Origin of the sequence: Janthinobacterium kochi, assembly GCF_051380715.1 — a bacterium.
In the GTDB taxonomy this organism is placed as follows: Bacteria; Pseudomonadota; Gammaproteobacteria; order Burkholderiales; family Burkholderiaceae_D; genus Janthinobacterium.
Window position 1 is genome coordinate 125,351 of record NZ_JBNYXO010000010.1, and the last position, 26,857, is coordinate 152,207.

General features: G+C 62.0%; 24 protein-coding genes. 9 read left to right on the forward strand and 15 right to left on the reverse strand.

The genetic code is table 11. From position 1 onward, the window contains the following. The first annotated feature begins 152 nt into the window (after nt 1-152). Nucleotides 153-536, forward strand: a complete 384-nt coding sequence (locus ACQ4WL_RS20465; RefSeq protein ID WP_436511377.1) for a type II toxin-antitoxin system RelE/ParE family toxin — start codon at nt 153-155, stop codon at nt 534-536. Beyond that, the gene (locus ACQ4WL_RS20470; protein WP_436511378.1) at nt 533-889 is read left to right on the forward strand and encodes an addiction module antidote protein; all 357 of its coding nucleotides are present in this window, start codon (nt 533-535) and stop codon (nt 887-889) included. Before ACQ4WL_RS20465 ends, ACQ4WL_RS20470 begins: the two co-directional genes overlap by 4 nt. 7 nt (nt 890-896) lie before the next feature. Here the strand turns inward: ACQ4WL_RS20470 and ACQ4WL_RS20475 are convergent, their stop codons facing one another. After that, nucleotides 897-2,957 carry a UvrD-helicase domain-containing protein gene (locus ACQ4WL_RS20475; protein ID WP_436511379.1) on the reverse strand — a complete coding sequence of 687 codons (2,061 nt, stop codon included), beginning with the start codon at nt 2,955-2,957 and terminating at the stop codon, nt 897-899. Between the two features lie 210 nt (nt 2,958-3,167). On the opposite strand from ACQ4WL_RS20475, the gene ACQ4WL_RS20480 reads away from it, so the two are divergent. Further along, nucleotides 3,168-3,653 carry an SRPBCC family protein gene (locus ACQ4WL_RS20480; protein ID WP_436511380.1) on the forward strand — a complete coding sequence of 162 codons (486 nt, stop codon included), beginning with the start codon at nt 3,168-3,170 and terminating at the stop codon, nt 3,651-3,653. A gap of 9 nt (nt 3,654-3,662) precedes the next feature. Here the strand turns inward: ACQ4WL_RS20480 and ACQ4WL_RS20485 are convergent, their stop codons facing one another. Continuing rightward, nucleotides 3,663-4,784, reverse strand: coding sequence for an HD-GYP domain-containing protein (locus tag ACQ4WL_RS20485; RefSeq protein ID WP_436511381.1), 1,122 nt, complete (start codon nt 4,782-4,784; stop codon nt 3,663-3,665). Nucleotides 4,785-4,947: 163 nt separating this feature from the next. Then, nucleotides 4,948-6,396 (reverse strand): dihydrolipoyl dehydrogenase, encoded by a 1,449-nt coding sequence (locus tag ACQ4WL_RS20490; protein ID WP_436511382.1) that lies wholly within the window; start codon nt 6,394-6,396, stop codon nt 4,948-4,950. A 128-nt stretch (nt 6,397-6,524) separates the two neighbouring features. Here ACQ4WL_RS20490 and ACQ4WL_RS20495 point away from each other — a divergent pair, with 128 nt between their 5' ends. Further along, complete coding sequence (locus ACQ4WL_RS20495) at nt 6,525-7,415, forward strand: ArgP/LysG family DNA-binding transcriptional regulator (protein WP_436511383.1); 891 nt, start codon at nt 6,525-6,527, stop codon at nt 7,413-7,415. Here the strand turns inward: ACQ4WL_RS20495 and ACQ4WL_RS20500 are convergent, their stop codons facing one another. Both ACQ4WL_RS20500 and hemE read right to left on the reverse strand, forming a co-directional pair. Next, on the reverse strand, nt 7,416-9,485 hold the full coding sequence (locus tag ACQ4WL_RS20500) for a primosomal protein N' (RefSeq protein WP_436511384.1): 2,070 nt from the start codon (nt 9,483-9,485) through the stop codon (nt 7,416-7,418). Nucleotides 9,486-10,328: 843 nt separating this feature from the next. Next, nucleotides 10,329-11,414, reverse strand: coding sequence for a uroporphyrinogen decarboxylase (hemE, locus tag ACQ4WL_RS20505; RefSeq protein ID WP_436511385.1), 1,086 nt, complete (start codon nt 11,412-11,414; stop codon nt 10,329-10,331). A 198-nt stretch (nt 11,415-11,612) separates the two neighbouring features. On the opposite strand from hemE, the gene ACQ4WL_RS20510 reads away from it, so the two are divergent. From ACQ4WL_RS20510 to ACQ4WL_RS20530, 5 genes are all read left to right on the forward strand, one after another. Beyond that, nucleotides 11,613-13,556, forward strand: coding sequence for a dipeptidyl-peptidase 5 (locus ACQ4WL_RS20510; protein WP_436511386.1), 1,944 nt, complete (start codon nt 11,613-11,615; stop codon nt 13,554-13,556). Continuing rightward, nucleotides 13,553-17,734: a DEAD/DEAH box helicase gene (locus tag ACQ4WL_RS20515; protein WP_436511387.1), complete on the forward strand. Its 4,182-nt coding sequence runs from the start codon at nt 13,553-13,555 to the stop codon at nt 17,732-17,734. Before ACQ4WL_RS20510 ends, ACQ4WL_RS20515 begins: the two co-directional genes overlap by 4 nt. A 54-nt stretch (nt 17,735-17,788) precedes the next feature. Continuing rightward, nucleotides 17,789-18,277, forward strand: a complete 489-nt coding sequence (locus ACQ4WL_RS20520) for a hypothetical protein (RefSeq protein WP_436511388.1) — start codon at nt 17,789-17,791, stop codon at nt 18,275-18,277. 167 nt (nt 18,278-18,444) lie between these two features. Then, the gene (locus ACQ4WL_RS20525; RefSeq protein ID WP_436511440.1) at nt 18,445-20,304 is read left to right on the forward strand and encodes a DUF885 domain-containing protein; all 1,860 of its coding nucleotides are present in this window, start codon (nt 18,445-18,447) and stop codon (nt 20,302-20,304) included. 172 nt (nt 20,305-20,476) lie between these two features. Then, nucleotides 20,477-20,944, forward strand: a complete 468-nt coding sequence (locus tag ACQ4WL_RS20530) for a hypothetical protein (protein ID WP_436511389.1) — start codon at nt 20,477-20,479, stop codon at nt 20,942-20,944. Nucleotides 20,945-21,028: 84 nt separating this feature from the next. Here the strand turns inward: ACQ4WL_RS20530 and tatC are convergent, their stop codons facing one another. The 10 genes from tatC to hisB all read right to left on the reverse strand — a co-directional run bounded on the left by tatC (nt 21,029) and on the right by hisB (nt 26,840). Then, the gene (tatC, locus tag ACQ4WL_RS20535; protein ID WP_436511390.1) at nt 21,029-21,784 is read right to left on the reverse strand and encodes a twin-arginine translocase subunit TatC; all 756 of its coding nucleotides are present in this window, start codon (nt 21,782-21,784) and stop codon (nt 21,029-21,031) included. Next, complete coding sequence (gene tatB, locus ACQ4WL_RS20540) at nt 21,781-22,314, reverse strand: Sec-independent protein translocase protein TatB (RefSeq protein ID WP_436511391.1); 534 nt, start codon at nt 22,312-22,314, stop codon at nt 21,781-21,783. Before tatB ends, tatC begins: the two co-directional genes overlap by 4 nt. 48 nt (nt 22,315-22,362) lie before the next feature. Then, nucleotides 22,363-22,599 (reverse strand): Sec-independent protein translocase subunit TatA, encoded by a 237-nt coding sequence (tatA, locus tag ACQ4WL_RS20545; protein WP_071075001.1) that lies wholly within the window; start codon nt 22,597-22,599, stop codon nt 22,363-22,365. Nucleotides 22,600-22,679: 80 nt separating this feature from the next. Beyond that, nucleotides 22,680-23,051 (reverse strand): histidine triad nucleotide-binding protein, encoded by a 372-nt coding sequence (locus ACQ4WL_RS20550; protein ID WP_436511392.1) that lies wholly within the window; start codon nt 23,049-23,051, stop codon nt 22,680-22,682. Nucleotides 23,052-23,067: 16 nt separating this feature from the next. Beyond that, nucleotides 23,068-23,439, reverse strand: a complete 372-nt coding sequence (locus tag ACQ4WL_RS20555) for a phosphoribosyl-ATP diphosphatase (protein ID WP_070257793.1) — start codon at nt 23,437-23,439, stop codon at nt 23,068-23,070. Then, nucleotides 23,436-23,873 carry a phosphoribosyl-AMP cyclohydrolase gene (gene hisI, locus ACQ4WL_RS20560; protein WP_070219635.1) on the reverse strand — a complete coding sequence of 146 codons (438 nt, stop codon included), beginning with the start codon at nt 23,871-23,873 and terminating at the stop codon, nt 23,436-23,438. Before hisI ends, ACQ4WL_RS20555 begins: the two co-directional genes overlap by 4 nt. 26 nt (nt 23,874-23,899) lie before the next feature. Beyond that, nucleotides 23,900-24,661 carry an imidazole glycerol phosphate synthase subunit HisF gene (gene hisF / locus ACQ4WL_RS20565; protein WP_070219637.1) on the reverse strand — a complete coding sequence of 254 codons (762 nt, stop codon included), beginning with the start codon at nt 24,659-24,661 and terminating at the stop codon, nt 23,900-23,902. A gap of 58 nt (nt 24,662-24,719) precedes the next feature. Next, the gene (gene hisA, locus ACQ4WL_RS20570) at nt 24,720-25,493 is read right to left on the reverse strand and encodes a 1-(5-phosphoribosyl)-5-[(5-phosphoribosylamino)methylideneamino]imidazole-4-carboxamide isomerase (protein ID WP_070219639.1); all 774 of its coding nucleotides are present in this window, start codon (nt 25,491-25,493) and stop codon (nt 24,720-24,722) included. 82 nt (nt 25,494-25,575) lie between these two features. Beyond that, nucleotides 25,576-26,214, reverse strand: a complete 639-nt coding sequence (gene hisH, locus ACQ4WL_RS20575; RefSeq protein WP_141171105.1) for an imidazole glycerol phosphate synthase subunit HisH — start codon at nt 26,212-26,214, stop codon at nt 25,576-25,578. Between the two features lie 35 nt (nt 26,215-26,249). Then, complete coding sequence (hisB, locus tag ACQ4WL_RS20580; protein ID WP_010402123.1) at nt 26,250-26,840, reverse strand: imidazoleglycerol-phosphate dehydratase HisB; 591 nt, start codon at nt 26,838-26,840, stop codon at nt 26,250-26,252. Nucleotides 26,841-26,857: the final 17 nt, after the last annotated feature.

The window sequence follows — 26,857 nt, forward strand, 5'->3', positions numbered from 1 at the left end:
TCGGTGATTCCTGACTGAAAGGGGGCATTTTACCGCCGCAGTGGCGTGAGCCAGGACAAACTCCTTCCATTCGCCTCCAGGCGGGTCCGGATTTCTGTTTATTGTGCACATAGGAGCTCAAGCCGCTTGACGAATGAGAACAAACGATTACAATGAACACACCAACGCCATCCGAGCCATTCCTGATCGATACGCGCAAGACGGCTCAATACCGGCGCTGGGAAGACTCCCTGCATGACGTGGCGGCCGCCGCTATCGATGCGCGCATCAAGCATTTGCAGCATGGAAAAAAGGGCGACTGGCGGCCAGTGGGCGAAGGCGTGTGCGAGCTGCGCTTTTTGCAGACGGGGCCAGGCTGGCGCGTGTATTTTCACGAAACGAATCGGGGCACCCTGATCTTGCTGCTGCTGGGTGGCAATAAATCGAGCCAGCAACGCGACATCAAGCAGGCGCAAGCGATACTCAAGGACTTGAAAGCCCGGCAGGCGGCCCTGAAGAAAGCGGCGGCGGCATCCACAGGAGCACGAAAGAAATGAACCAAGACATCCATAGCGACACCTTCGATCTCGACGACCTGGAAGCCTTAGGCCTGAGCAAATTTGACCCAACGCAACACCTGACCAGCAAGGCTGCCGTGGCCGCCTACATGAGCGAAATCGTCGCCACCGGCAATGCCGAACTGTTCCAGTCAGCCATGAATGACGTGGTGCGCGCCTATGGCATGGGCAAGGTGGCGGCCAGGGCCGACATCACGCGTGAAGGCGCCTATAAAGCCTTGCGCGAAGGCAGCAAGCCGCGCTTCGAAACCATTTTAAAGATGCTCGATGCGCTGGGCATGCAGCTGGCCATCGTGCCAAAAACCACGCCCGACAGCGCCGTGGAAGCCTGAACGCCGCTTAAACTTTCGGCGCGGCCAAGAGCGCCTTCATGCGCGCCAGCCGTTCCTTGGGCGAAATGATTTCCGACTCCGTCGGCACGGCGTCGCCCACGTCGAGTTGCATTTCCTTGATGAAGCGCGACGGGTCGCAATGGACTTGCTCACCGGCCCGCTTGCGCTTCTTGCACCAGGTCACGTGCAAGGTGCGCTGGGCGCGCGTGATGCCCACATACATCAGCCTGCGCTCTTCCTGGATGCGCGCGGCGATGGTTTCGGCCGGCGCGTCAGGGTCGCCCTTGTGCGGCAAAATCCCCTCTTCCACACCGACCAGAAACACGTGCGGGAATTCCAGCCCTTTCGAGGCGTGCAGGGTGGACATGCGCACGGCGTCCTGCTCCTCGTCCTTGCCCTCGAGCATGGTCATCAGGGCCACCATTTGCGTCAGCTCCAGCACGTTCTTTTCTTCGCCGTCGCGGTCCTTGCCGCCCCGGCCCCGTTCCTTGAGCCAGTTGACGAATTCCAGCACGTTCTGCCACTTGCTTTGCGCTTGGCGTTCCTCGAAAGCATCGTACAAATACGATTCGTAGTGGATTTCCTTCATCATGTCGTCCAGCACTTCGGCCGCGTTGTCGCCGCTGCCGGCCGCACCCGGACGGCTGGCACGCGATTCAAGGTCATTGATGAAGTTGCAGAAGTCGCGCAGCGGCCCCAACTGGCGGTCCGTCAGCTTGGCCTCGATGCCGCCCTTGAACACGGCCTGGAACAGCGAGCACTGCCACTGCCCCGAAAACGCCCCCAGCACTTCCAGAGTCGACTGCCCCACGCCGCGGCGCGGCGTCGTCACGGCGCGAATGAAGGCCGGGTCGTCGTCTTCGTTCGCCAGCAGACGCAGGTAGCTGATGATGTCCTTGATCTCGGCCTTGTCGAAGAAGCTCTGGCCGCCCGAAATCGTGTACGGAATGCGTTCCTTGCGCAAGCATTGCTCGATGATCCGTGCCTGGTGGTTACCACGGTACAAAATGGCGTAATCGGAAAATTTATTCTTGCGCTCGAAATGGTCAGCCGAGATCATGATGGCGACCTGCTCCGCCTCCTGCTCGTCAGTCTGCATGCCCAGCACCTTGATCGGCTCGCCCAGGCCGTGTTCCGACCACAGCGACTTTTCAAACAATTTAGGATTGTTGCCGATGACGGCATTGGCGGCATTGAGCACGCGCATGGTGGAGCGGTAATTCTGCTCGAGCTTGATCACGCGCAAATCGGGGAAATCCGTTTCCAGCGTCTTCAGATTTTCTACCGTGGCGCCGCGCCAGGCATAAATGGCCTGATCATCGTCGCCCACGGCCGTAAACATCGGCTTCTTGCCGATGCCCGTCACCATCAGTTTCACCAGTTCGTACTGGCAAGTGTTCGTATCCTGGTATTCGTCGACCAGCAGGTAGCGCAGGCGGCGCTGCCACTTGTCGCGCACGGGGCCGTTGTTGCGGAACAGTTCCACGGGCAGGCGGATCAGATCGTCGAAATCGACGGCCTGGTAGGCCGACAAGGTAGCCACATAGCTGCGGTAGATGCGCGCCGCGTTCGCCTCGTCCTCGTCCTTCGCTTGCGCCAGCGCCGTGTCCGGATCGATCAAGCCGTTTTTCCAAAGCGACATGGCGCTCTGGATGCCGCGTATCACCTGTTTATCGGTGGTAATGGCAAGATCTTGCACGAGGGAAAAACAGTCGTCGCTGTCCATGATGGAAAAACGGTCCTTCAAGCCCACGCCGTTGGCTTCCTGGCGCAGGATTTTCACGCCCAGCGAGTGGAAGGTCGACACCGTCAACTGCTTGGCCTGGCGCGGCTGTTTCAACAGTTTGGCGATGCGCTCCTGCATTTCCAGCGCCGCCTTGTTGGTGAAGGTCAGCGCGGCGATGGTGCGCGGGTCATAGCCCCGGTCTTCGATCAAGTGGGCGATCTTTTGCGTGATCACGCGCGTCTTGCCCGAACCGGCGCCCGCCAGCACCAGGCAGGGGCCGTCGAGGTAGGTAACCGCTTCGCTTTGGGGCGCATTCAGACCGAACTGTGGTGCTTTGGACATCAGGGGTATTTCCGCAGGGAACAGCAGCCCATTGTAACAGCGTCGCGTGGGCCAATTGCATGGAGGGCCATGCCTGAAAAACAGGCAATGGCATTGATATCTCGCCCTGTGCCGCCATCTCGGCCCATGCAATGCGTGCGGCGATGTCAGCGCTGGAGTACCATTCCGCCTATATCGCCCGTGCGCGCCCACTTACCGAATGGCAGTCCCATGAAATTTGAACACCTGATTGAAATCAACGATCCGCTCAACCCGCTGATCGACACCCTGAGCCTGGAACAGGTCTGGCGCGGCCTGGTCTTGCGCGCCGAGTCGCCCAGGCTGTTCGTGCCGCACCTGGACGAGTGCCAGATCAGCCAGCGCAGCGATGCCGGTTTCGCGCGCAGCCTGCGCTATGGCGAGCTGGTCATCAACGACAAGGTGGTGCTGATACCGCAACTGCAGGTGCGCTACGAAGTGCCGGCGCAACAGGATATCAGCGCCTCCTCGCTGGTGATGACCATCGAGATGCCCGACGAAGCGAGCCTGTGGGTGCGCTTCCAGTACGATGACGGCCACGACGCGGCCACCGATGCGGCCAACGCCCTGTACGACGACTTCCGCCGCTCCGCCTACAAGGAATCCGACATCGACACGGTGCGCATCATGCGCGAACTGGCGCTCGAGGGACGGCTCGATGCGGGTCTGCTGAACTAAGCTCCCGCGCTAAATTCGTGCGCTGCGGCCCCACAACTGGTCGGGCCTGAACTGCAAGCCCGCCTGCTCCGCGCTGAGCACTTCGCGGATGGCGTGCAAGTCCACGCGCGTATCGCGCCGCAGCGGCACGTCCAGGCGCGCGCCACGGGGGCCGATCAGCGACTGCACATGGGGCGTGGTGGCGTTCAAGCCCTTGCGCGTGACGACGCCGATTTCCCCATTGAGCAATTTGACGAAGGTGCCGACCGGGTAGATGCCCAGTTCGCGCACCAGCAGGGAGGCCAGCGGCGCATCCAGGGTGGCCTTGTCGGCCATCAGCATCTCGCGCAGGGCCACATTCGGCAGCAAGGGCTGGCGGTAGCTGCGCTTCGACACGCGTGCGCAATAGCGGTCGGCCAGCATGATCAGGCGCGCGCCTATGCCGATCGCCTCGCCTTGCGTGCCCAGCGGATAGCCGCTGCCATCGATATTTTCATGGTGCTGCAGCACGGCCTGCAGCCAGACGGCGTCCGTGACGCCCACCGCGCGCAGCAAGTCGACACCGGCTTGCGGATGGGCGCGCAAATAGGCGCGCTCCTGCGCGTCCAGCGGCCCCGCCTTGTGCTGGAAATCCGCATGGCGTTCCAGCATGCCCACATTCATGCTCAGCGCGGCCAGCAGCACGCTGCGCACGACCTCGTCATCGAGTTTCAGCGCGCGCGCCAGCAGGGCCGCGATGACGGCCGTGTCGACGCTGTGGCGCACGGCAAAGTCGCCCGCGCCCTGGTTGTGCAGGATACAGGCCAGCGCCACATCGGCATCCAGAACAACGGCCTCTTCCACCAGTTGCGCCAGCGCCGCCAGGGACGCGTGGCTGCCCGCTTGCCCGGCGGCAATGGCCGGCAAGACGAGGGCCAGCCCTGCCGTGACGAGGTTCAGCATGCGCAGGGCCGACGGCGCTTCCGTGGCCGTGCGCGGCACGTCCGCACTGGTATCGGCGATGACGCCGTGCGCCAGCAGCAATTCGATCTGATTCTCGCTACTGATGACATGGCCCAGCCTGGCCAGCAAGCTGCCCGTCTCGCCGTGCACGTCCCAGGGCAGGGCTACGCCCAGCGCGAGTTCTCCCGCGTAAATGCGCCGAATTTTCACATCGTCTCCGTCATCGCTAGCCGCTACCCTTTTTACCATTGCGGCATGGGCGGCATGTGCCAATTGAAATGCTTTTTGCTTTTAATCAATATTTCAATGTGGCAGCGATGATCGCGCAATCATGTGCGCTTGTCTACAAAATTGTGTAAATACAAAAATTGCATCAGACGCCAGGCGAGCAATCGGCGCAGCCGGGCGCGTGTTCCGGGTCTTTTTCCAGGTGCAGCGCCAGTTCGCGCAAGGCCGTGCGCACGCCTTCCTCGATGACGGGGTGGTAGAACGGCATGTCGAGCATGGCCGGCACCGTCAGTTGGGCCTGGCATGCCCAGGCCAGCAAATGGCTCAGGTGTTCCGCCCGTGGGCCGATCAGCTCGGCGCCGAGAAAACGCTTGCTGCCGAACTCCGCATACACGCGCAGCAAGCCCTGGTTTTGCAGCATCACGCGGCTGCGGCCCTGGTTGCCGAACGACACGGCACCGACGGCGAAACGGCCCGCGTAGCTCACGCACAATTGCTGGTAGGTGGCGCCCAGGGTGGCGATCTGCGGCTCCGTGAAGGCGATCGTCAACGGCGTGCGGCGCAAGCCCGGCTTCACATTGGGAAAGTGCGCCGCGTTGTCGCCCGCAATGCGGCCCTCGTCGGCTGCCTCGGGCAGCAGTGGCAAGGCATTGTCGGCATCGCCGGCGATGAAAATCGCGCTCTTGCCGCACTGCATGGTATGCGGGTCATGCAAGGGAATGCCATGGCGGTCGAGCTCGATTTGCGCCGTCTCCAGGCCGATCTTGTCCACGTTCGGCGCGCGGCCGATGGCGGCCAACACATACTCGAACTGCTCGGTTTTTTCCACGCCGGCGGCATCGCGGCTGGTCAGCAGAATGCCGCTGCCATCGGGCGTTTTTGCCACGTGCGCGACGCCGGTCATGAAACGGATATCGAGTTCGCGCGCCAGCACGGCATCCGCCTCGCGCAGCACCAGCGGGTCCGTCAGTTGCGCGACTTTATTGCCGCGCGCAAACAGGGTCACGCGCACGCCCAGGCGGGCCAGCGCCTGGCCCAGTTCCAGGCCGATCACGCCGCTACCGACCACGGCCACTGAGCTTGGCAAGTCAGTCCATTCGAACACGGCGTCGCTGGTGATGACCCTGTCGCCGCCCGCCTGCCACTCGGGCGGCACGATGGGCGTGGAACCGGTGGCGATCACCACGCTGGTGGCCTCGATGATCGTATGTTCATCCACCTGCAGCTTGCCGGGCGCGATGAAGCGCGCATGGCCGCGCAGTTTTTCCTCGTCGGGGATGGCATTGACGCCGTCGAGCACGAAGCCGACAAAGCGGTCGCGCTCGCTGCGCACCCTGGCCATTACTTGCCGACCGTCGATGCGCACGGGGCCCGGATGCACGCCAAAAGCCGGCGCGGCAGCCACGGCATGGGCCGCCTCGGCGGCCGCGATCAAGAGTTTGCTGGGCATGCAGCCCACGCGCGCGCACGTGGTGCCGTAGGGTCCGCTTTCGATCATCAGCACGCGCTTGCCCTGCATGCGCGCCGCCTTGTGCGCCGTCATGCCGGCCGTACCACTGCCAATTACGGCCACATCCACCTGTATCGTCTTCATCGTGCTATCCATCCACTGAGGTTGCTCACAGCGTTCGATACTACCCGTTTGGCGAAAATAAGGTTTTACATTGCAGCAATATATGCATTAGTATAACTAATCATTTTCAAAATTTATAAGCTGAGCTAATGGGATCAATCGATTATCGCGCGCTGGCCGTGCTGGACGCCGTGGCCAGCCATGGCAGTTTCGACAAGGCCGCCCTGGCGCTGGGCATCACCCAGTCGGCCGTCTCGCAGCGCATCAAGGCGCTGGAAGACGCCAGCGGGCGCTTGCTGATCATCCGTGGCCAGCCAGCCGTGCCGACGGGACTGGGCCAGCGCCTGATCGTGCACCACCGCAACGTCAAGCTGATGGAAGCGTCGCTCGACATCGACCTGGGCAACAGCGTCAGCATGCCGGAAATCGCCATCGCCATCGATGCCGACAGTCTGGCCACCTGGTTCCCCGATACCTTATCGGCCCTGCTGGCGCCGCCGCGCTGCCAGCTCGACGTGCGCCTGGCCGACAGCGACAGCGCCTTGCAAATGGTGCGCGACGGCACGGTGTTTGGCTGCGTGGCGGCCGAGTCCGGCACAGCGCTGGACGCGGGGGCGGCCACCAGCGTCACGCCGCTGGGCACCTTGCGCTATGTCTGCGTGGCCACGCCCGTGTTTGCGGGCCACTGGTTCGGCGATGGTTTCAGTGACGAGGCGGTGCAACTGGCGCCCGCCGTGGTGGGCCAGCACGGCTTGCTGGCGCGTTTCCTCGCGGAACAATTAAGCATGCGTGAACCTTTTCCGCACCACACCTTACCGGTGGAAACGGCGCGCCGCAGTTGCGTCCAGGATGGCCTGGCCTACGGCCTGATGCCGCAGCGCCTGGCCGCGCAGGCGCTGGCGACGGACAGACTGGTCGACCTGATGCCGGGCAGCACCCTGGACGTACCGCTGAGCTGGCATGCGTGGACACTGGACACGCCGTTTACCAAGCTGCTGTCCGAACAGATCGTCAAGTCGGCGCGCGACTATCTGAACTAATCAGATATCCAGCGGGTCCACTTCCAGCGACCATTTCACGCGCGACTTCATGGCGCGCAGTTCCGCCAGCCATTCTTTTAAAAACGCCTGCAGCGCGGGCCGCGAGGGGGATTCGAGCAGCAACTGGGCGCGGTCCACGTTGTACACGCGCGTCATGCTCATGGGAATCGGGTCGTTGATGGTCACCTGCGGGTGCGCCATGCACTCTTTCGCCGCCTGCAGGAATTCGATGGCCGTGGCCAGCTCGGGTGCCTCGGCGCGCAGCAGGGCCTGGAACAGATACGGCGGCAGCGCCGCCTGCGCCCGCTCTTCCAGCAAGGTCGTGGCGAAATGGTCGTAATCGTGGTTGACGACGGCGTCGTACAGCGGATGGCGCGCATAGCGCGTCTGGATCAGCACCTCACTGACGCTGCCCCCTTCCGTCTGCGCAGCACGTCCGGCCCGGCCTGCCACCTGCATCAGCTGGGCGAACAGCCGTTCGCTGGCGCGGTAATCCTGGGAAAACAGGGCCGTGTCCGGATTCAAGATGCCCACCAACGTCAGCTTTTTGAAATCGTGGCCCTTGGCCACCATCTGCGTGCCGATCAAAATATCCACTTCGCCCCGGTGCACGGTGTCGAACGCTTCTTGCGCGCTGCCCTTCTTGCGCGTGGAATCGGCATCGATGCGCAAAATGCGCGCCTCTGGAAACAATTGCTGCAAACCCTCTTCCACCCGCTGCGTGCCCCGTCCCAGCGGCTGCAGATCGACGTTGCCGCAAGTGGGGCAATGGCGGGGAATGCGCAATTCCAGGCTGCAATGGTGGCAGCGCAGCCGGTGTTCGGGCTTGTGCAGCACCATGAACGAGGTGCAGCGCGTGCAATTACTGATCCAGCCGCACGATTCGCAGCAAATCACGGGCGAATAGCCGCGCCGGTTCAAAAACAGCAGCGACTGCTCACCTCGCTCCATGCGCAGTTTCAAGGCGGCGACCAGATGCGACGTCAAGCCATCTTTCGGCTTGTCGCGCTCCATGTCGAGTATCTTAACGCGCGGCAACACCGCATTCTTGACGGCCCGTTCGCGTAACTCCAGCTTGCGATAGCGCCCCGTCTGCGCGTGGTGCCAGCTTTCCAGCGAGGGCGTGGCCGAGCCCAATACGATGGGAATCTGCAATTGCCAGGCGCGCCACACGGCCAGGTCGCGCGCCGAATAGCGCAAGCCTTCCTGCTGCTTGTAGGAAGGATCGTGCTCCTCGTCGATGACGATCAACTTGAGCTGCGGCAAGGACGCCAGGATGGCCAGCCGCGTGCCGAGCACGATGCGCGCCTGGCCCTGGTGGGCCGCCAGCCAGTGCAGCATGCGCTCGCCTTCGGACAGGCTGCTGTGCAAGGTGGCCAGCATGACGCCCGGAAAGCGCGCGCGGATATTACCTTCCAGCTGGGGCGTGAGGTTGATTTCCGGCACCAGGATCAGAATTTGCGCCGCCTCGTCGCGCGCCAGCACCTGGGCGCAGGCTTGCAGATACACTTCCGTCTTGCCGCTGCCCGTCACGCCGTACAGCAGAGTCGGCTTGAAACCCCGGGCGCCGCCGATGGCGTCGGCCGCCTCTTGCTGGGCGGCATTCAGGGCCGGCATGTTCAGCGGCGTGCCGTCGTGCGCGTCGGCCAGCTTGGCCAGCTTCTTGATGGCGCGGTCCAGCGCCACGGTGGTGAGCACGCGCAAATTCTTCGGTAAACCCGGCAGGGCCACCTCGCCCAGCGGGCGCTGGTAGTAATCGGCGGCAAAGGCGGCCAGCGCCAGCCACTCTTCCGACAAGGGCGCCAGCTGGCTGCGCACGGCCAGCACGTCCTTCAATTTCGCGGCGGGCACGTCGGTGCTGTCGGACACGCCGACGATCAGCCCCATCACTTCGCGCCGGCCGAACGGCACCAGCGCCAGCTGTCCCACTTGCGGCAGTAATACGGCCACGTCCGCGCCGGCGTCCGCACCGGGGTCTACCGCCGCGTTCCAGCGGTAGTCGAACAGGGCGTTCAAGGGCGTGTCGAGCGCGATTTTCAGGATGCACGACGTCAAAATGCACTGCGACATGGGAAGTTGGCCTATCTCAATAAAAAAGCGCGCCGCAGAGTGGATGGCGCGCGGGATGTCAGGCATCAAGCCAGCGGGCCATGATACTTGTTTCGTCCGTCAAACGCCTAACGGCGGACAGGACAGCGTGTTCTCGCGCCAGAAGAAAATTCTGTGGATAACTTTGTGGACAAAGCAAAATTAACTTTCAAAAAAATGTGGATAGAAGATTTTGATCGCCGTCAAGAGGGGCACGCAAGAAAAATTAACTATTTAAAATCAATGACTTAAAAATTGATCCCAGGAAGGTGATAAATCCGTGGGGCATTTCCTCCGCTGTGCATAACTGAACCATTTCTCATTTTTTTGTACAAAAATAAGCACCGTTTTGACGCACTCCATCCGGGAAAACGCCTGCCGCATGAGGTAAAGTTGACAATTACCGGGCAAGCGTTCGTTTTTGCCAGCCGGGCGGCGAAACATTGTGCAATGATCATGCGCTGCAACATGCACTTCAGGTGAAACCTGAACATCTGCGCTAAGTATCGGTTAACAAAATACTTTTCAATTTTATCCACAGAATCTGTTGATAACTTTGTGGACAATGAAGGAATAAGGCTGGCAAACGGAAGAATAACCTTGTCAATTGCAATAAAGTCCGTCGGACAATGCATTTTTTATTTCTTAATAATCAAGCACTTGCATCTACTCCCCGGGCATGGCTTTTCGACTGCCTCTTATTTCCGCAGCAAAAAAAATTGTGCATAAGTCGGTATTTCTTGCTAAGGCGCAGCAAAGAAAAAGGCAGGCTTCCGCTGGAAAGCCTGCCTCGTGCGCCCCTGCGCCAGGGGAAGCGGTACTTGCTTACTGGCCGCTGCGCATGGCACGGCTCATGCTGTGCACGGCTTCCACCATGGCTGCCACCGATTCCGGCGGCGTGAACTGGGAAATGCCATGGCCCAGGTTGAACACGTGGCCCGTGCCTGCCGACGGCGCGCCAAAGGCGTTGAGCACTTTCGCCACTTCGGCGCGGATCTGCTCGGGGCTGGCGAACAGGATGGCGGGGTCGAGATTGCCCTGCAAGCCCACTTTATGTCCCACCAGCTGGCGCGCGCGCGTCAGGTTGACGGTCCAGTCCAGGCCCACGGCATCGGCGCCGATATCGGCGATCTGTTCGATCCACTGGCCGCCGCCCTTGGTAAACACGATGGCGGGGATTTTGACGCCATCCTTGTCGCGTTTCAGCTGCGCCACCACTTGCTGCATGTAGGTCAGCGAGAATTCCTGGTAGGCGCCATCGGCCAGCGCACCGCCCCAGGAATCGAAAATCATCACGGCTTGCGCGCCGGCATCGATTTGCGCATTCAGGTACTGCGCCACGGAGGTGGCGTTGATGGCCAGGATGTGGTGCATCAGGTCCGGGCGGTTGTACAGCATCTTCTTGATGGTGTGGAACTCTTTCGAGCCGCCGCCTTCCACCATGTAGCACGCCAGGGTCCACGGGCTGCCGGAAAAACCGATCAGCGGCACGCGGCCATTGAGTTCCGTGCGGATTTGCGTGACGGCCTTGAAAACGTAGTCAAGCGACTCCAGGTCCGGCACTTGCAACGCCTTCACATCCTGCTCCGTGCGCAGCGGACGCTCGAACTTCGGCCCTTCGCCATCGGCGAAATACAGGCCCAGGCCCATCGCGTCAGGCACCGTCAGGATGTCGGAAAACAGGATCGCTGCGTCGAGCGGGAAGCGCTCCAGGGGCTGCAAGGTCACTTCCGTGGCGTAATCGGGGTTCTTTGCTAGACCCAGGAAGGAACCGGCCCGCTCGCGCGTGGCGCGGTATTCGGGCAGGTAGCGGCCCGCCTGGCGCATCAGCCAGACAGGGGTGTGCTCGGTCGGCTGGCGCAGCAGGGCGCGCAGGAAAGTATCATTCTGGAGCGGAGCAAATTGTGGCATGGAAGGCAATCGAGCTTGGGGAAGCGGTATTATCGCATCCAATCGCCGCCATTTCATTGATTCCGGTGCCGCTTTGCAGCATTTGCCACGCACAGCGATGACTTTCGTTGTGCCTGCCCTTCCATTATGATGATGCACGCAGCCGCGCGCCCTGACCCTGCCTGGCGGCCCTTGATCCCCTCACTACACGGAGCCCGCATGACCTCGACCGCATCCAGCACCCCTTATGGCCTCTGGCCATCGCCGATCAGCGCGGCCATCGTCGCCGCTGGCGCCTCGCCGCTGACGCAGCTGGCCCTGGGTGGGGCGGATGGCACCGACGTGTTCTGGCTGGCCGGGCGCGCCAGCGAGGCGGGCCGCAACACCCTGCTGCGCCAGCGCGGCGCGCGGGTCGATGAACTCACGCCAGCGCCATTCAATGTGCGCACCCGCGTGCATGAATACGGCGGCGGCGCGTATGCCGTCGCCGGCGATACCGTGTATTTTTCGCATTTCGCCGACAACTGCCTGTACCGCGTGGCCGGCGACGGCGCGCCCGAAGCATTCACCACGGGCGGCAACACGCGCCACGCGGACTTCGTCGTTGATGCGGCCCGTTCCCGCCTGATCGCCGTGCGCGAGCAGCATCCGGCAGAAGGTCACGCGCATCCGGAAAACTGCCTGGCCGCCGTCGGCTTCGACGGGCGCGACACGGTGCTGGCGCGCGGTCACGACTTTTATGCGGCGCCGCGTTTGTCGCCGGACGGCAGCCAGCTGGCCTGGATCAGCTGGGACCACCCGCGCCTGCCGTGGCAAGGCACGGAACTGTGGCTGGCCGACGTGCAGGCAGACGGCAGCCTCGGTTCGCCACGCCTGATCGCCGGCGGCGCGCGCGAGTCGATTTGCCAGCCGGAATGGTCGCCGAACGGCTTGCTGCACTTCGTTTCCGACAGCAGCGGCTGGTGGAATCTGTACCGCCTGCATGGCGCCGACATCGAGGCGCTGTGCCCGATGGAAGCGGAATTTGCCACGCCGCATTGGACTTTCGGCGGCAGCATGTACGGTTTTCTGTCCGACGACGAGATCGTCTGCACGTATATCCAGGCCGGCATCAGCTACCTGGCGCAATTGAACGTGGCGGCGGCCAAGCTCGAGCCGATACCGCACCCGTATCAGGAAATCCGCGAACTGCGCGTGGGCCCCGGCTTCGTCGCGCTGCTGGGCGGCAGCCCGACCATCGCGCTGGAACTGGCGCGCATCGACCTGTCGAACCATGAGCTGGAAGTGCTGGCGCAGTCGATCGCACACCTGCCCGCGCTCGAGTATTTGTCCGTGCCGCGCAGCTTGAGTTTCCCTAGCAGCAATGGCCGCACGGCCTACGCCTTCTTTTATCCGCCCACCAACGGCGACGTACAGGCGCCGGCAGGAACCTTGCCGCCCGTCATCGTCATCAGCCACGGCGGCCCCACCAGCATGGCCAGCAATACCTTGAAACTGGCGACGCAGTACTGGACCAGCCGCGGCATCGGTGTGCTCGACGTCAACTATGGCGGCAGCAGCGGCTTCGGCCGCGAATACCGCGACGCGCTGCGCGGGCAGTGGGGCATCGTCGACGTGGAAGACTGCATCGCCGGCGCGCGCTACCTGGCGACCAACGGCCTGGCCGACCCGGAACGCCTGATCATCCGCGGCGGCAGCGCCGGTGGCCTGACGACCCTGTGCGCCCTGACCTTCCACGATGTGTTCAAGGCAGGCGCCAGCTACTATGGCGTGTCCGACCTGAAGGGCCTGGACGACGATTCGCACAAGTTCGAATCACGCTACAACGACTACCTGATCGCCCCGCAGCCGCAAGCCGAAGCGCTGTACCGCGGGCGCTCGCCCATCCACCACACGGATAAGTTGTCGCGTCCGATGATCTTCTTCCAGGGCCTCGATGACAAGGTCGTGCCGCCACAGCAGTCGCAGCTGATGGTCGACGCCCTGCAGGCGCGCGGCGTGCCCGTCGCGTATGTCCCGCTCGAAGGCGAGGGACACGGCTTCCGCAAGGCGGAAAACATCGTGCGCACCTTGGACGCGGAACTGTATTTCTACCAGCGCGTGTTCGGCCTGCCCGTGGCGGCCGGTGAGCCGCCCGTGCATATCGCCAATTTGCCCGCATGAGCGAGCAGAATGGTGACCAACATCTGCTGGACGAGTTCGCCGCCCTGGAGCAGCATGAGCAGATGATCCTGGCCCTGCTGGCCGTTGCGGGCGAACCGGTGGGCAAGCATGCCGTGTATGAACACTTGCAGCGCGCCAATGTCGTCGAGCCGGACGGCACGCCGTTCGCCCTGCTCACCGTCACGGGCATGCTGCAGCATTTGACGCGGCACGCGCTGGCGTCCGAAGTGGTGGGACGCGGCTTTGCCTGCGAAGCAAAATTGCGCTGGCCCGCCATGCGCGCCGCCATCGAACACCTGGTGTTTCGCGACCTGTGCCAGGCCATCGAGCTGATCAACCCCGTGCGCCGCAACTGGGATGGCTATGTGGAATTGCGCAGCTATCGCCAGGGCGTGGCGCGCCTGCGCATCGCCCTCTTGCGCAATGACGAGGTACGCCACGTGGCCGCCATCCTGGCCGCCTGCATGGCGTGCTATGAAGCCCAGCAGCTGCATCCGCTGATCGAGATTTTCGGCCGCCCGTTCGAGCCGGAAATGCTGTCTTTCGTCATGCCGCAACTGCAAGATGACATCCTCGCCGTGCTGCTGGGCAATGCCCCACGCGAGCCGGCCACGGCGCACGCCATCCGCACCTACGCGCGCGCCCACCACGCGCGCCAGACGGCGGCAGGCGACCATATTGGCGCCGCCCTGCCGCTGGCACTGGCCGAAGACGCCCTGCTGTGCGGCGAACTCGACGCGGCCGCGCGCTACCTGGCGGGCCAGCAGGGGCCACAGGCGCTGTTTGTCGACAGCAGCATCGCCCTGTTGCGCGGCGAACACGCCCACGCCGTGGCGGGCTTTGACATGGCCTTGAAAGGGCTGCGCAAGGAAGCGGGCAAGCGCAAGCTGTGCTTTACGGGCATCGGCGGCCACCTGTACGTGCTGGCCCTGCTGCGCGGCAACGACGCCAAGCTGCTGAAAAGCGCGGAAACCTACCTCGATATCGCCCTGCACGCGCAGCCGAACCACGACAGCATCGTCTACCAGCAACTCAATACCTTGCGCCTGGTGCGCGCCGGCGTGCAGCTGGCGGAAAGCATCCCCACGCGCAGCTGGGAAACGGGACTGCAGGCGCAGCTGTTCCAGGCCTTGCTGTACTACTGGCTTGCGCTACCGCAATTGAGCGAACGCAAGGATCAGCTGCGATCGCTGGTGCAACAAGCCGACGCGGCCGGCTACGACTTGATCGCCGCGCAGGCGGCCGGCTTGCTGGGCTTGATGGGCGAGCCGCAGCAGGAGCGCTATGCCACCTCAAAGCGGGCGCAGCATGGCTTGACGGACATGGCGCCGTGGTTCGAGCGCCAGGAAGCGTGGCAGCGCCAGCTGAGCGCGCTGATCAACCTGCAGCAAAACGCACCCGCCGAAACCATCGGCAGCGTCTCGCGCCTGGTGTGGCTGGTGGCGTTCGACCCGCGTTTCGGCCTGACGGCCGTGGAAGTGCGCGAGCAGAAACGCGACGCGCGCGGCGGCTGGAGCAAGGGCCGCGCCATGGGTCTCAAACGCCTGGCCGAAGAGGCGGGCGACATCGATTTCCTCACGCCGCAGGATGCCCGCGCGGCCGGCAGCATCGCACCGTTCAAACAATATTATTCGTCGGCACCGCGCTATGAAATCGAGCTGGACAAGGCCGCCATCTTGCTGGTGGGCCACCCGCTCGTCTTCTGGCTCGATCATCCCGACACGCGCGTGGAACTGATCGCCGGCGCGCCCGAGCTGCTGATCAAGTCGCACGAGGGGCAGCTGTGGCTGGGCATGCAACCGCCATTGCCCGACAACGGCGGCAACGTCGTGGTGCAGCGCGAAACGCCGACGCGCTTGCGCGTGGTGCACATCCTCGACGAGCACCGGCGCATCGGCGCCATCGTGGGCCTGGGACTGTCCGTACCGCTGCATGCGGAAAAACAGGTGATGCAGGCGATCGGCGCCATTTCATCGATGGTCACCGTGCAATCGGATATCGGCGGTGGCGCTGGCGACGCGGAAGTCATCACGGCCGACCACCGCCTGCACGTGCACCTGCTGCCGTATCAGCAAGGTTTGAAAATGCAGATTTTAGTGCGCCCACTGCTCGACAACGGCGCCTATTACGCGCCCGGCAGCGGTGCCGAAAGCGTGTTTGCCGACGTGGCGGGCCGCGCCGTGCAAGCGCGGCGCGACCTGAACGGGGAGCGCGAAGCGCAGCGTCAGCTCATCGGAAAATGCCTGGTGCTGGAAGAGGCGGAAGAGGAGCATGGCGAGTGGCTGCTGGGCCAGCCTGCGCTGGGCCTGCAGCTGTTGGTGGAACTGCAGGCGCTCGATCCCGCCGGCATGGTATTGGCGTGGCCCGAAGGCGAAACCATGCGCGTGTCGAAACGCATCGACAGCGGCCAGATGCGCTTGAATATCAAGAGCGAAAAAGACTGGTTTGCCGCCAGCGGCGAAGTGCAGATCGACGAAGACAAGGTGATGGACTTGCGCGCCCTGCTCGACTTGATGCAGAACAACAAAAGCCGCTTCGTGGCCCTGGGCGACAACCAGTTCCTGGCGCTGAGCGACGAATTGCACCGCCGCCTGTCGGAACTGGCCGCGTACGGCGAAGCGCATGCCGATGGCGTGCACATCCACCCGCTGGCCGCCTTCGCGCTGGAAGAGCTGGCCAACGACGCGGGTGGCGTGAAAGCCGACAAACTCTGGCGCGAACACTTGCTGCGCCTGCGCGCCCTCGACGACTATCAGCCGCAGCTGCCCAGCACCCTGCAGGCGGACTTGCGCGAGTACCAGCTGGCCGGTTACGCATGGCTGGCGCGTCTGGCGCACTGGGGCGTGGGCGCCTGCCTGGCCGACGACATGGGACTCGGCAAGACGTTACAGGCGCTGGCCCTGATCCTGGCGCGCGCGCCCAACGGCCCCACTCTGGTCGTCGCGCCCACGTCCGTGTGCATGAACTGGATCAGCGAAGCGCAACGCTTCGCACCGACCTTGAACATCAAACTGTTCGGCAGCGGCGACCGGGCCGACATGCTCGATACCTTGCAGCCCTTCGACCTGGTAGTGGCCAGCTATGGCTTGCTGCAGCAGGAAGCCACGATGTTTGCCGGCGTACGCTGGCATACGATCGTGCTCGACGAAGCGCAAGCGATCAAGAATGGCGCCACCAAGCGCTCGCAAGCCGTGATGGCCCTGCAAGGGGATTTCCGCATGGTGGCCAGCGGCACGCCGCTGGAAAACCACCTGGGCGAATTGTGGAATCTGTTCCGCTTCATCAATCCCGGTTTGCTGGGCACCCTCGACCAGTTCAACCTGCGCTTCGCCGGGCCGATTGAGAAAGATCAGGACAAGCGCGCGGCGGCCGGCGCGCGCCTGCGGCTGCGCCGCCTGATCGCGCCATTCATCCTGCGCCGTACCAAGACGCAAGTGCTGTCGGAATTGCCGTCGCGCACGGAAATCGTGCTGGAAGTGGAACTGTCGCCGCAGGAAACGGCGCTGTACGAATCCTTGCGCCGCGAAGCGCTGGAAAAGCTGGCCATGGTGGAAGGGCCGGCGTCCAAGAAAGCCATCCAGATCCTGGCCGAAATCATGAAACTGCGCCGCGCATGCTGCAATCCGCAACTGGTGGCGCCGGAACTGGGCCTGGCCAGCAGCAAGCTGGCGGCCTTCGCCGAGCTGCTGTCGGGCTTGCTGGAAAACCGCCACAAGGTGCTCGTCTTCAGCCAGTTCGTCGACCATCTGACCTTGATACGCCAGCATCTGGAACAGCATGGCGTCAGCTATCAGTATCTCGACGGCAGCACGCCCATGCAGGAGCGCAAGCGCCGGGTCGACGCCTTCCAGGCGGGCGAGGGCGATGTTTTCCTGATCAGCCTGAAAGCGGGCGGCATGGGCATCAACCTGACGGCGGCCGACTACGTGATCCACATGGACCCGTGGTGGAACCCGGCCGTGGAAGACCAGGCCTCGGACCGCGCCCACCGCATGGGGCAATTGCGTCCCGTCACCATTTACCGGCTGGTGGCGAAACACACGATCGAGGAAGGCATCGTCGAATTGCACCAGCACAAGCGCGACCTGGCCGACAGTTTATTGGAAGGCAGCGACGCGGCCGCGCGCATGTCGGCCAGCGACATGCTGGGCATGCTGCAGGAGGGGTTGAAAAAATAAACGGGAAGCCGCGTTCCATGCGATGATCGTTTTTCCGTCCTTCTTTCTTGCCCCATGACCGACTACATCGCCACCAGCGCCGGCCAGCGCGCCACCTTTTTGTGCGGCAAATCCTGGACCGCCTACGTCAGCACTTTCGTCATTGCCGTGCTGCTATTCTTTGCCGCCCTGCCGCTGGCCTTCAAGTACAACGCGCGCGCCGCTTTCGTGGTGCTGATCGGCTCGGCCCTGATCGTCGGCTACCGCCTGCTGACCATCCGCAGCTATCAGCTGTACTACGACGAGGCGGGCGTGTGGCTGGCCTCCGGCATCTTGCCGTGGAAAAAGAAACTCATGGGCGTCAAATGGCGCGACATGGATGAAGCCGTCTACGAAACGAACTTCTGGAGCTGGCTGTTCCAGTCCTACACGGTGCGCGTCAGGCAGCGCTACACGCAAGACATCGAAATCCACGCCACCGGCATGGCGCGCGGCAAGGATGCCGTGGCGACCCTGAATGCACGCCATCAAGAGATGCTGCAAGGCAGCGCCATCGTCGTCTAGCGTGGCCGGCTTGCTGGCAAAAAACTGCGCAAGCGCGGCAATTAATGCTAATCTTTGGCCGCCCTGGCAAGCAAAGCCAACCTTTCAATAGTTGTTTGTTACTTATATTATCAGTTTATTATTTTCTGATCATAACAAACAGCAAAATATTCAAGAGATAAACTATGCTGATAAAAAATAAAGTTGCGCTCGCCACATTGATGCTGGCCTTTACCCTGACACCGGCCAGCGCCGCCAAGAAGCCGCAGAAGAACGGCAAGGCCAGTACCAGCAGCAGCAAGAAAAAAACCGTCGCCAAGAAAGCGGCCGTCGTCAGCGCCGCCACGGCAGCCACGGTCGCCGCCGTCGCCAGCGAGAACAGCAGCGACCGTTCCATGAATAATCTGAGCGGCCAATTCCTCACGGCCCTGTGGCGCCTAGACCCGGAAAGCGCGATTTCGGTCGGCAAGTACGATGGTGCCGCCAACCTGAGCATCCCCGACGCGGCCAGCCGCCAGAAGCAACTGGCCTTCATCGAAGAATGGCTGGGCAAGTTCGGCAAGCTGAATGCCAGCAAAATGTCGGACAAGCAACGCACCGACCTGGCCTTGCTGACGAATAAACTGCAATCGGACCGCTGGTATCTGACCACCTTCCGCGAATTCGAATGGAATCCCGCCCAGTACAACGTGGCCGGTTCGATCGACTTCATCCTGAACACGGAATACGCGGCGCAGCCGCAGCGCCTGCGCACCTTGCTCAAGCGCATCGCCAGCGTGCCGCAATACTATGCGGCCGCGCGCGCCAGCATCGTCAACCCCACGCGCGAACACACGCAACTGGCCATCGCCCAGAGCGCTGGCGTGCTCAGCGTGCTTGACGACCTGAACAAGACGGCACAGGCCTCCATCCTGACGCCGCTCGAGAAACAGCTGTACAACGCGCGCATCGCCGCGGCACGCACGGCCGTGCAAGGCTATGCCGCCTGGCTGACGGAACAGGATGCCGCGCTGGCGCAGAATGGCAACGCGCGCTCCTTCCGCATCGGCAAGGATTTATATGAGCAGAAATTTGCCTACGATATCCAGGCCAGCGTGAGCGCCGAGCAGATGTACCAGAAAGCCCTGGCCGCGCGCGAAAAGTTGCTCGAACACATGGATAGCCTGTCCGACGAGCTGTGGGTGAAAACCATGGGTGCCACGGCCAAGCCGGCGGACCGCACGGCGAAGATCGGCATGGTAATCGACAAGCTGTCCAGCAAGCATGTGGCCGCTGCCGATTTCGTGCCGGAAATTCGCCGCCAGATCCCGGAATTGCAGGACTGGGTGACCAGCCACAACCTGCTGACGATGGACCCGAAAAAGCCGCTGGTCGTGCGTGAAACGCCCGCCTACCAGCGCGGCGTGGCCGGCGCCAGCATCGAAGCGCCCGGCCCCTACCGTCCGCAGGACCGTACCTATTACAACGTGACGCCGCTCGACGGCGAAACGCCGGAACAGGCGGAAAGCAGCTTGCGCGAATACAACCACTGGATCTTGCAGATCCTGAATATCCACGAAGCCATCCCCGGCCACTACACGCAGTTGGTGTACGCCAACAAGTCGCCGTCGCTGGTCAAGTCCATCTTCGGCAACGGCGCCATGATCGAAGGCTGGGCCGTGTATGGCGAGCGCATGATGCTTGAATCGGGCTATGGCAACAATGCGCCGGAAATGTGGCTGATGTACTCGAAGTGGAACTTGCGCAGCGTCACCAACACCATCCTCGACTACAGCGTGCATGTGCTGGGCATGCCGCAAGAGCAGGCGCTCGACCTGCTGACGCGCCAGGCCTTCCAGACCAAGCGTGAAGCGACGGAAAAATGGCGCCGCGTGCAGTTGAGCTCGGTGCAGCTGACCAGCTATTTCAGCGGCTACAGCGAAATCATGGACTTGCGCGAACAGCGCAAGCAAGCGCTGGGCAGCAAATTCGTGCTGAAGGATTTCCATGAGCAATTCCTCAGCTACGGCAGCGCACCCGTAAAAGTCATCAAGGAGTTGATGAATTAACTGGCGCTCGCCATCCGCTGGCAAAGGGCGCTGCGGCGCCCTTTTTGTATCCGTTTGCGCCGGCGCAAACCGCCAGCGCCCCTGCCCATTAAGCTGACGGGAAGGCAGGCGCCACCGCACTCCTCACTGGCAATTGCCGATTTTTCTGCTAGGGTGATAGTCAGGAGCGTCCATGCATATGCCCATCCAGTTCGACACCCTCGATTACGCCAAACGCCTCGCCTCGGCCGGCGTGCCCACGCAGCAAGCGGAAGCCCATGCGGCAGCCTTGGGTGATGTGCTGGGGTCGGCAGTCGTCGTGCATGGCGAACTGGCGGCGCTGGAGCGCAATCTGCTGGGAGAAATCAAGCTGGTGGCGCAAAAAGTCGACACCAGGATGGGGGCCATTGATGTGAAAATAGATGCGCTGGAACTGAAACTCGACAGCAAAATAGATACACTGGAACTGAAACTCGATAGCAGAATAGATGCACTTGAACAGAAGTTCGATGCCAGATTCGACAATTCCGAGCAAAAATTCGATGCGCGCCTGGAACGCATGGACTTGCGCCATGGCGCGGACATGAAACACGTCTACTGGATGATGAGCACCCTGATCCTGCTCAACTTGGGCATCCTCAGCAAATTGATGCTGCAGTAAGCACTCACCCTCCCCTCTGGCAATAAAAAAGCCGCTGCTCCCGAGAGAGGTCAGCGGCTTTTGCTTGCAAGTATTGTAGAGTGTCTAGGATGCTTCTTCCGGCGCTTGGGTGGCCTTGACGAAGATGGGCGCCACCAGCAGACCCAGCTCGAACAGCAGGCACATGGGGATGGCCAGCGAGAACTGACTGACCACGTCCGGCGGCGTGACGATGGCGGCAATCACGAAGGCGCCGACGATGATGTAGGGACGCACTTCCTTGAGTTTCGCGATAGTAACCAAACCCATGCGAACGAGGATCACCACCACTACGGGCACCTCGAACGTGGCGCCAAAGGCCAGGCACATCGACATGACGAAATCAAGGTAGTTTTCGATATCGGGCGTCACCGCGATCGACGATGGCGAAAAATCGCTGATGAAGTGGAAGACGCGGCCAAACACGAAGAAATAGCAGAAGGCCACGCCGGCGATGAACAGCAGGGACGAGGAGATGACCAGCGGCGCGATCAGGCGTTTTTCATGCGTGTACAGGCCGGGCGCGATGAAGGCCCACATCTGGTACAGCACCCAGGGCAAGGCGACGATGAAGGCGATCACCAACGTCACTTTCATCGGCACCAGGAACGGTGAAATCACGCCGGTGGCGATCATTTTGGAGCCGGCCGGCAGCGAAGCGATCATCGGCGCGGCAATAAAATCGTAGATATGCGAGGGGCCGGGCCAGTAAAACAGCACGGCGCAGACGACGGCGATGCCGATCGAGGCCTTGACCAGGCGGTTGCGCAACTCGACCAGATGCGAGATAAAAGTTTCTTCCACCGGAGATTTGCTACTCATGAGTAAAAGGAGGAGGAACTGGCGCGCGGACGGAAGCGCGCCACGCGGGCGGCTGCCGACTGCACGTGCTGCTTGCCGCCATGGCGCTGCTTGTACCAGCCAGGGATGGCGGAATTGCGCACCAGTTTCTTGCGGCGAAATTCGCGCGCCTTGCGGGCCAGGTCTTCGTTGGTGGCGCGCAGCATGGCTTCATGCGCATCGTGATGCCCATCATACGAACCGGAATCGCCGCGCCAGGCATTTTCCACTTCGGCCAGGTTGCCGGAGATCGAGTTTTCCACGCCATGCATGGATTTCTCCACGCTTTGCTTGACGGAATGAGCCGCATCCTGCACGTCTTTCTGCAGGTTTTTCAGCTCTTCCAGTTCAATTTCGCGCGAGACTTCGGATTTCACCTGGTTCAGGTAGCGCTGCGCGCGGCCATACAGAGTGCCGGCCATGCGTGCTACTCTCGGCAACTTTTCAGGGCCGATGACTATCAACGCAACCACGCCGATGATGGCGATTTTAGAGAGACCGAGATCGATCATAAGCGGACAAGGGCTGTTACCGGACGAGGCAAACGCCCCGCCACGCTATCAGAACTTGCTTTTCTCTTTCGTCTCGACGTCGATGGTGCTTTTGTCGGCCACTTGCGATGGCGCAGCAGGAGGCGTGTTGGCTGCCGGGGCGTCATCGTCACCCTTGACACCATCCTTGAAGCCTTTGACGGCCTTGCCGATATCACCGCCGATATTGCCCAGTTTCTTGGTGCCGAAGACCAGCATCACAATGACCAGAACGATCACCCAGTGCCAAATACTCAATGAACCCATCACATTCTCCTTGCGGGACGGTGCCCGAATAGCGTCAACCAATGCCGGTAGTATACACGTGAACCCGACGCGCGGCGAAATCAGTGCTGGCCGCGCCAGGGACGGGGACCGCCATACACATGCATGTGCAGGTGATACACCTCTTGCCCGCCGTTCGGGCCGCTGTTGATCATGGTCTTGAAGCCGCCGGCGGGCGTGCCATCGGCATCATAGCTGACGGCGCAGCCGAACTCGGCAGCGAGTTTCGGCGCCAGACGCAGCAGCTTGCCCAGCATCTCCGTATGGCTATCGTCGCAATCGGACAGACTGGCCACGTGGCGCTTCGGGATCAACAGCAAATGCACGGGGGCAGCAGGGTTGATGTCCTTGAAGGCCAGCAAGTCCTCGTCTTCATACACGATGGTCGAGGGAATTTTCTTTGCAGCAATCTTGCAAAAAATACAGTTATCCACGCACGCTCCAATCAGGTCAATGTTTGTCTGTTTCACCGGCGTCGCGCAACTCGTCCTTGCGCGCCGCCTTTTCTTCCAGGCCAGACAGGCCTTCGCGGCGCGCCAGCTCGTCGAGCACCTGCTGCGGCGTCAGGTCGAACTGCGCCAGCATCACCAGCGAGTGAAACCACAGGTCGGCGCATTCGTACAGGACTTTGGACGAGTCGTTGTCGCGGCGCGCATCCTTGGCCGCCATCACCGTTTCCGTCGCTTCTTCGCCGATTTTTTTCAAGATGGCATCATCGCCCTTGGCAAACAGGCGCGCGACATAGGAAGTGGCGGGGTCGCCGCCGTTGGCCAGCTTGCGCGACTCGATCACGGCGGCCAGGCGCTTTAAAGTTTCACTCATTTGCTCTTGCTTTCCGCGTAAATCGTCTCAGGGTCTTTCAGGACGGGGTCGGTGATCTGCCATTCGCCCGTTTTTTCGTCACCTTCGAATTTCTGGAAGAAACACGAATGGCGGCCCGTATGGCAGGCGATGCCGCCAGCTTGCTCGATTTTCAGCAAGACCACGTCTTCATCGCAATCGAGGCGGATTTCCAGCACCTTTTGCGTATGACCGGACTCTTCGCCCTTGTGCCAGAGTTTCTTGCGCGAACGGCTCCAGTACACGGCTTCACCCAGCTCCACCGTGCGCGCCAGCGCGTCACGGTTCATCCAGGCGAACATCAGCACGTCATTGCTGCCCGCCTCCTGCGCGATCACGGGCACCAGGCCGTGCTCGTCCCATTTGACCTTTTTCAGCCACTTGGCATTGCTTGCTACGATGGTTCCGTTTTGCATGTTCTCTATCCTGGGTACTATTTTGTTTACGCCAGACGCATGGGAATACCCTGCTGCGCCATGAAACGCTTGGCTTCCTGTACCGTGTGCTGGCCATAGTGAAAGATGCTGGCGGCCAGCACGGCGTCCGCGCGGCCTACCTTGATGCCGTCGACCAGGTCTTGCAAGCCGCCCACGCCGCCCGAGGCGATGACGGGAATGCTGACGGCGTCGGATACGCCGCGCGTCAAGCCCAGGTCAAAGCCCACCTTGGTGCCATCGCGGTCCATGCTGGTGAGCAAGATTTCGCCGGCGCCCAGACTTTCCATTTTACGCGCCCATTCAAAGGCGTCCAGGCCCGTGGCGGTGCGCCCGCCATGGGTAAACACTTCCCACTTGCCGGGCGACACCTGCTTGGCGTCGATGGCCACGACGATGCATTGCGAGCCGTGCTTTTGCGATGCCTCAAACACCAGTTGCGGATTCGTCACGGCCGAGGTGTTGATGCTGACCTTGTCGGCGCCCGCGTTGAGTAGCCGGCGCACGTCTTCCACCACGCGCACGCCGCCGCCCACGGTCAGCGGAATGAACACTTGCGACGCCACGGCTTCGATGATGTCGAAGATCAGGCCGCGGTTGTCGCTGGACGCGGTAATGTCGAGGAAAGTGATTTCGTCGGCGCCCTGCTCGTCATAACGGCGGGCGATTTCCACCGGGTCGCCGGCGTCGCGCAATTCCGTGAAATTGACGCCTTTGACGACGCGGCCATTGGTCACGTCGAGGCAGGGGATGATACGTTTTGCAAGCATGATGGTATCCAGATTGTCGCCAGGGCGGGCATGCACGCGCACACCCGGCCGGGCAGGCTTAAACGGCGGCGTCGGTCAATTCGTCAGCGCGCTCTTGCGCCTGCGCCAGGTCGATCGTGCCTTCATAGATGGAACGGCCGCAGATCACGCCTTCGATGCCTTCGGCCTGGACCGCGCACAGCGCTTCCACGTCGCCGATATTGTGCAAGCCGCCCGAGGCGATGACGGGGATCTTGACGGCTTGCGCCAGCTTGACGGTGGCTTCGATATTGATGCCGCCCATCATGCCGTCGCGGCCGATGTCCGTGTAGATAATCGATTCGACGCCGTAGGCTTCGAATTTTTTCGCCAGGTCGATCACTTCGTGGCCCGACATCTTGCTCCAGCCATCCGTTGCCACTTTGCCATCCTTGGCATCGAGGCCGACGATGATGTGGCCCGGGAAAGCGCCGCAGGCATCGTGCAGGAAGCCGGGGCTTTTCACGGCCGCAGTGCCGATGATGATGTAGGTGATACCGGCGTCGAGGTAACGCTCGATGGTGTCGAGGTCGCGGATGCCGCCGCCCAGCTGCACGGGGATTTCCTCGATGTCGTTTTCCACGGCAAAATCTTGCACCGCCTTCAGGATGGCCTTGACCGCACCTTCGTTCTTCGGCTTGCCGGCAAAAGCGCCGTTCAGGTCGACCAGGTGCAGCCGGCGCGCGCCTTGCATCAGCCAATGGCGGGCCATCTCGGCAGGGTCTTCGGAAAATACGGTGGCAAGTTCCATATCGCCTTGTTTCAGGCGTACGCAGTGACCGTCTTTCAGGTCGATGGCGGGAATAAGCAGCATGGTCAGTGTAGTATCAGAGTGAGTGAGAAGCGAAGCCGGAAAGGCCACGAAGGTACGTCAAAAGGTACATCAATACGATACGTCAGGGTTGCCAGTGAACGAAGTTCTTGTACAGCTGCAAGCCAGCGGCAGCACTTTTTTCAGGGTGAAACTGTGTCGCGAAAATATTATCACGCGCAACGGCGCACGCGAACGGCGCGCCATACACAGTCTCGCCCACCGTGTGCGCCGCCTCTTGAGGTTGAGCAAAATAGCTGTGCACAAAGTAAAAATACGCGTTGTCGGCAATGCCATCCCACATCGCATGGGACGCCGTTTGGCGCACTTGGTTCCAGCCCATTTGCGGCACCTTGAAGCGCGAGCCGTCTTCCTGCACCTGGCCGTCGAGCTGGAAGCGCACGACTTTGCCTGGTAGCAAGCCCAAACCGGCCGCGTCGCCCTCTTCGCTGCCGTCGAACAGCATTTGCTCGCCGATGCACACGCCCAGCACGGGCTTGCTGTCGGCGGCGCGCAGCAGTGCTTCGAGCACACCCGATTCGCGCAGGCTGCGCATGCAGTCGGGCATGGCACCCTGGCCCGGCAAGACGATGCGGTCGGCGCTGTCGATATCGGCAGCTACACCGGAAATGCGCACATCGGCTTCTGGCGCCACGGCGCGCAGCGCCTGCGCCACCGAGCGCAAGTTGCCCATGCCGTAATCCACCACCACAATTTTATTCATGTTTGATCTCGGAATCTACAGTGGTTCGCGGGCGCTTACAGGCTGCCCTTGGTCGATGGAATGATGCCGGCCGCGCGCTCGTCGAGCTCGGCAGCCATGCGCAGCGCGCGGCCAAAGGCCTTGAACACGGTTTCGCACTGATGGTGGGCATTCGTGCCGCGCAAGTTGTCGATATGCAATGTCACGCCCGCATGGTTGACGAAGCCGCGGAAAAATTCCAGCGTCAGATCGACGTCGAAGCCGGCGATCATGGCGCGCGTAAACGGGATGTGGTATTCGATGCCCGGACGGCCCGAGAAATCGAGCACCACGCGCGACAGCGCCTCGTCCAGCGGCACATACGCGTGGCCATAACGGCGGATGCCCTTCTTGTCGCCGATGGCCTTGGCCACGGCCATGCCGAGCGTGATGCCCACGTCTTCCACCGTATGGTGGTTGTCGATATGCACGTCGCCCGTCGCTTCGATATCGAGGTCGATCAAGCCGTGGCGGGCGATCTGATCCAGCATATGGTCGAGGAAGGGCACGCCGGTATTGAGCTTTTGCTGGCCCGTGCCGTCCAGGTTGAGGGCGACGCGAACTTGCGTCTCATTGGTGTTGCGCGTGATTTCTGCGGTGCGGTTCATGGGAGGCTCTGGCGATA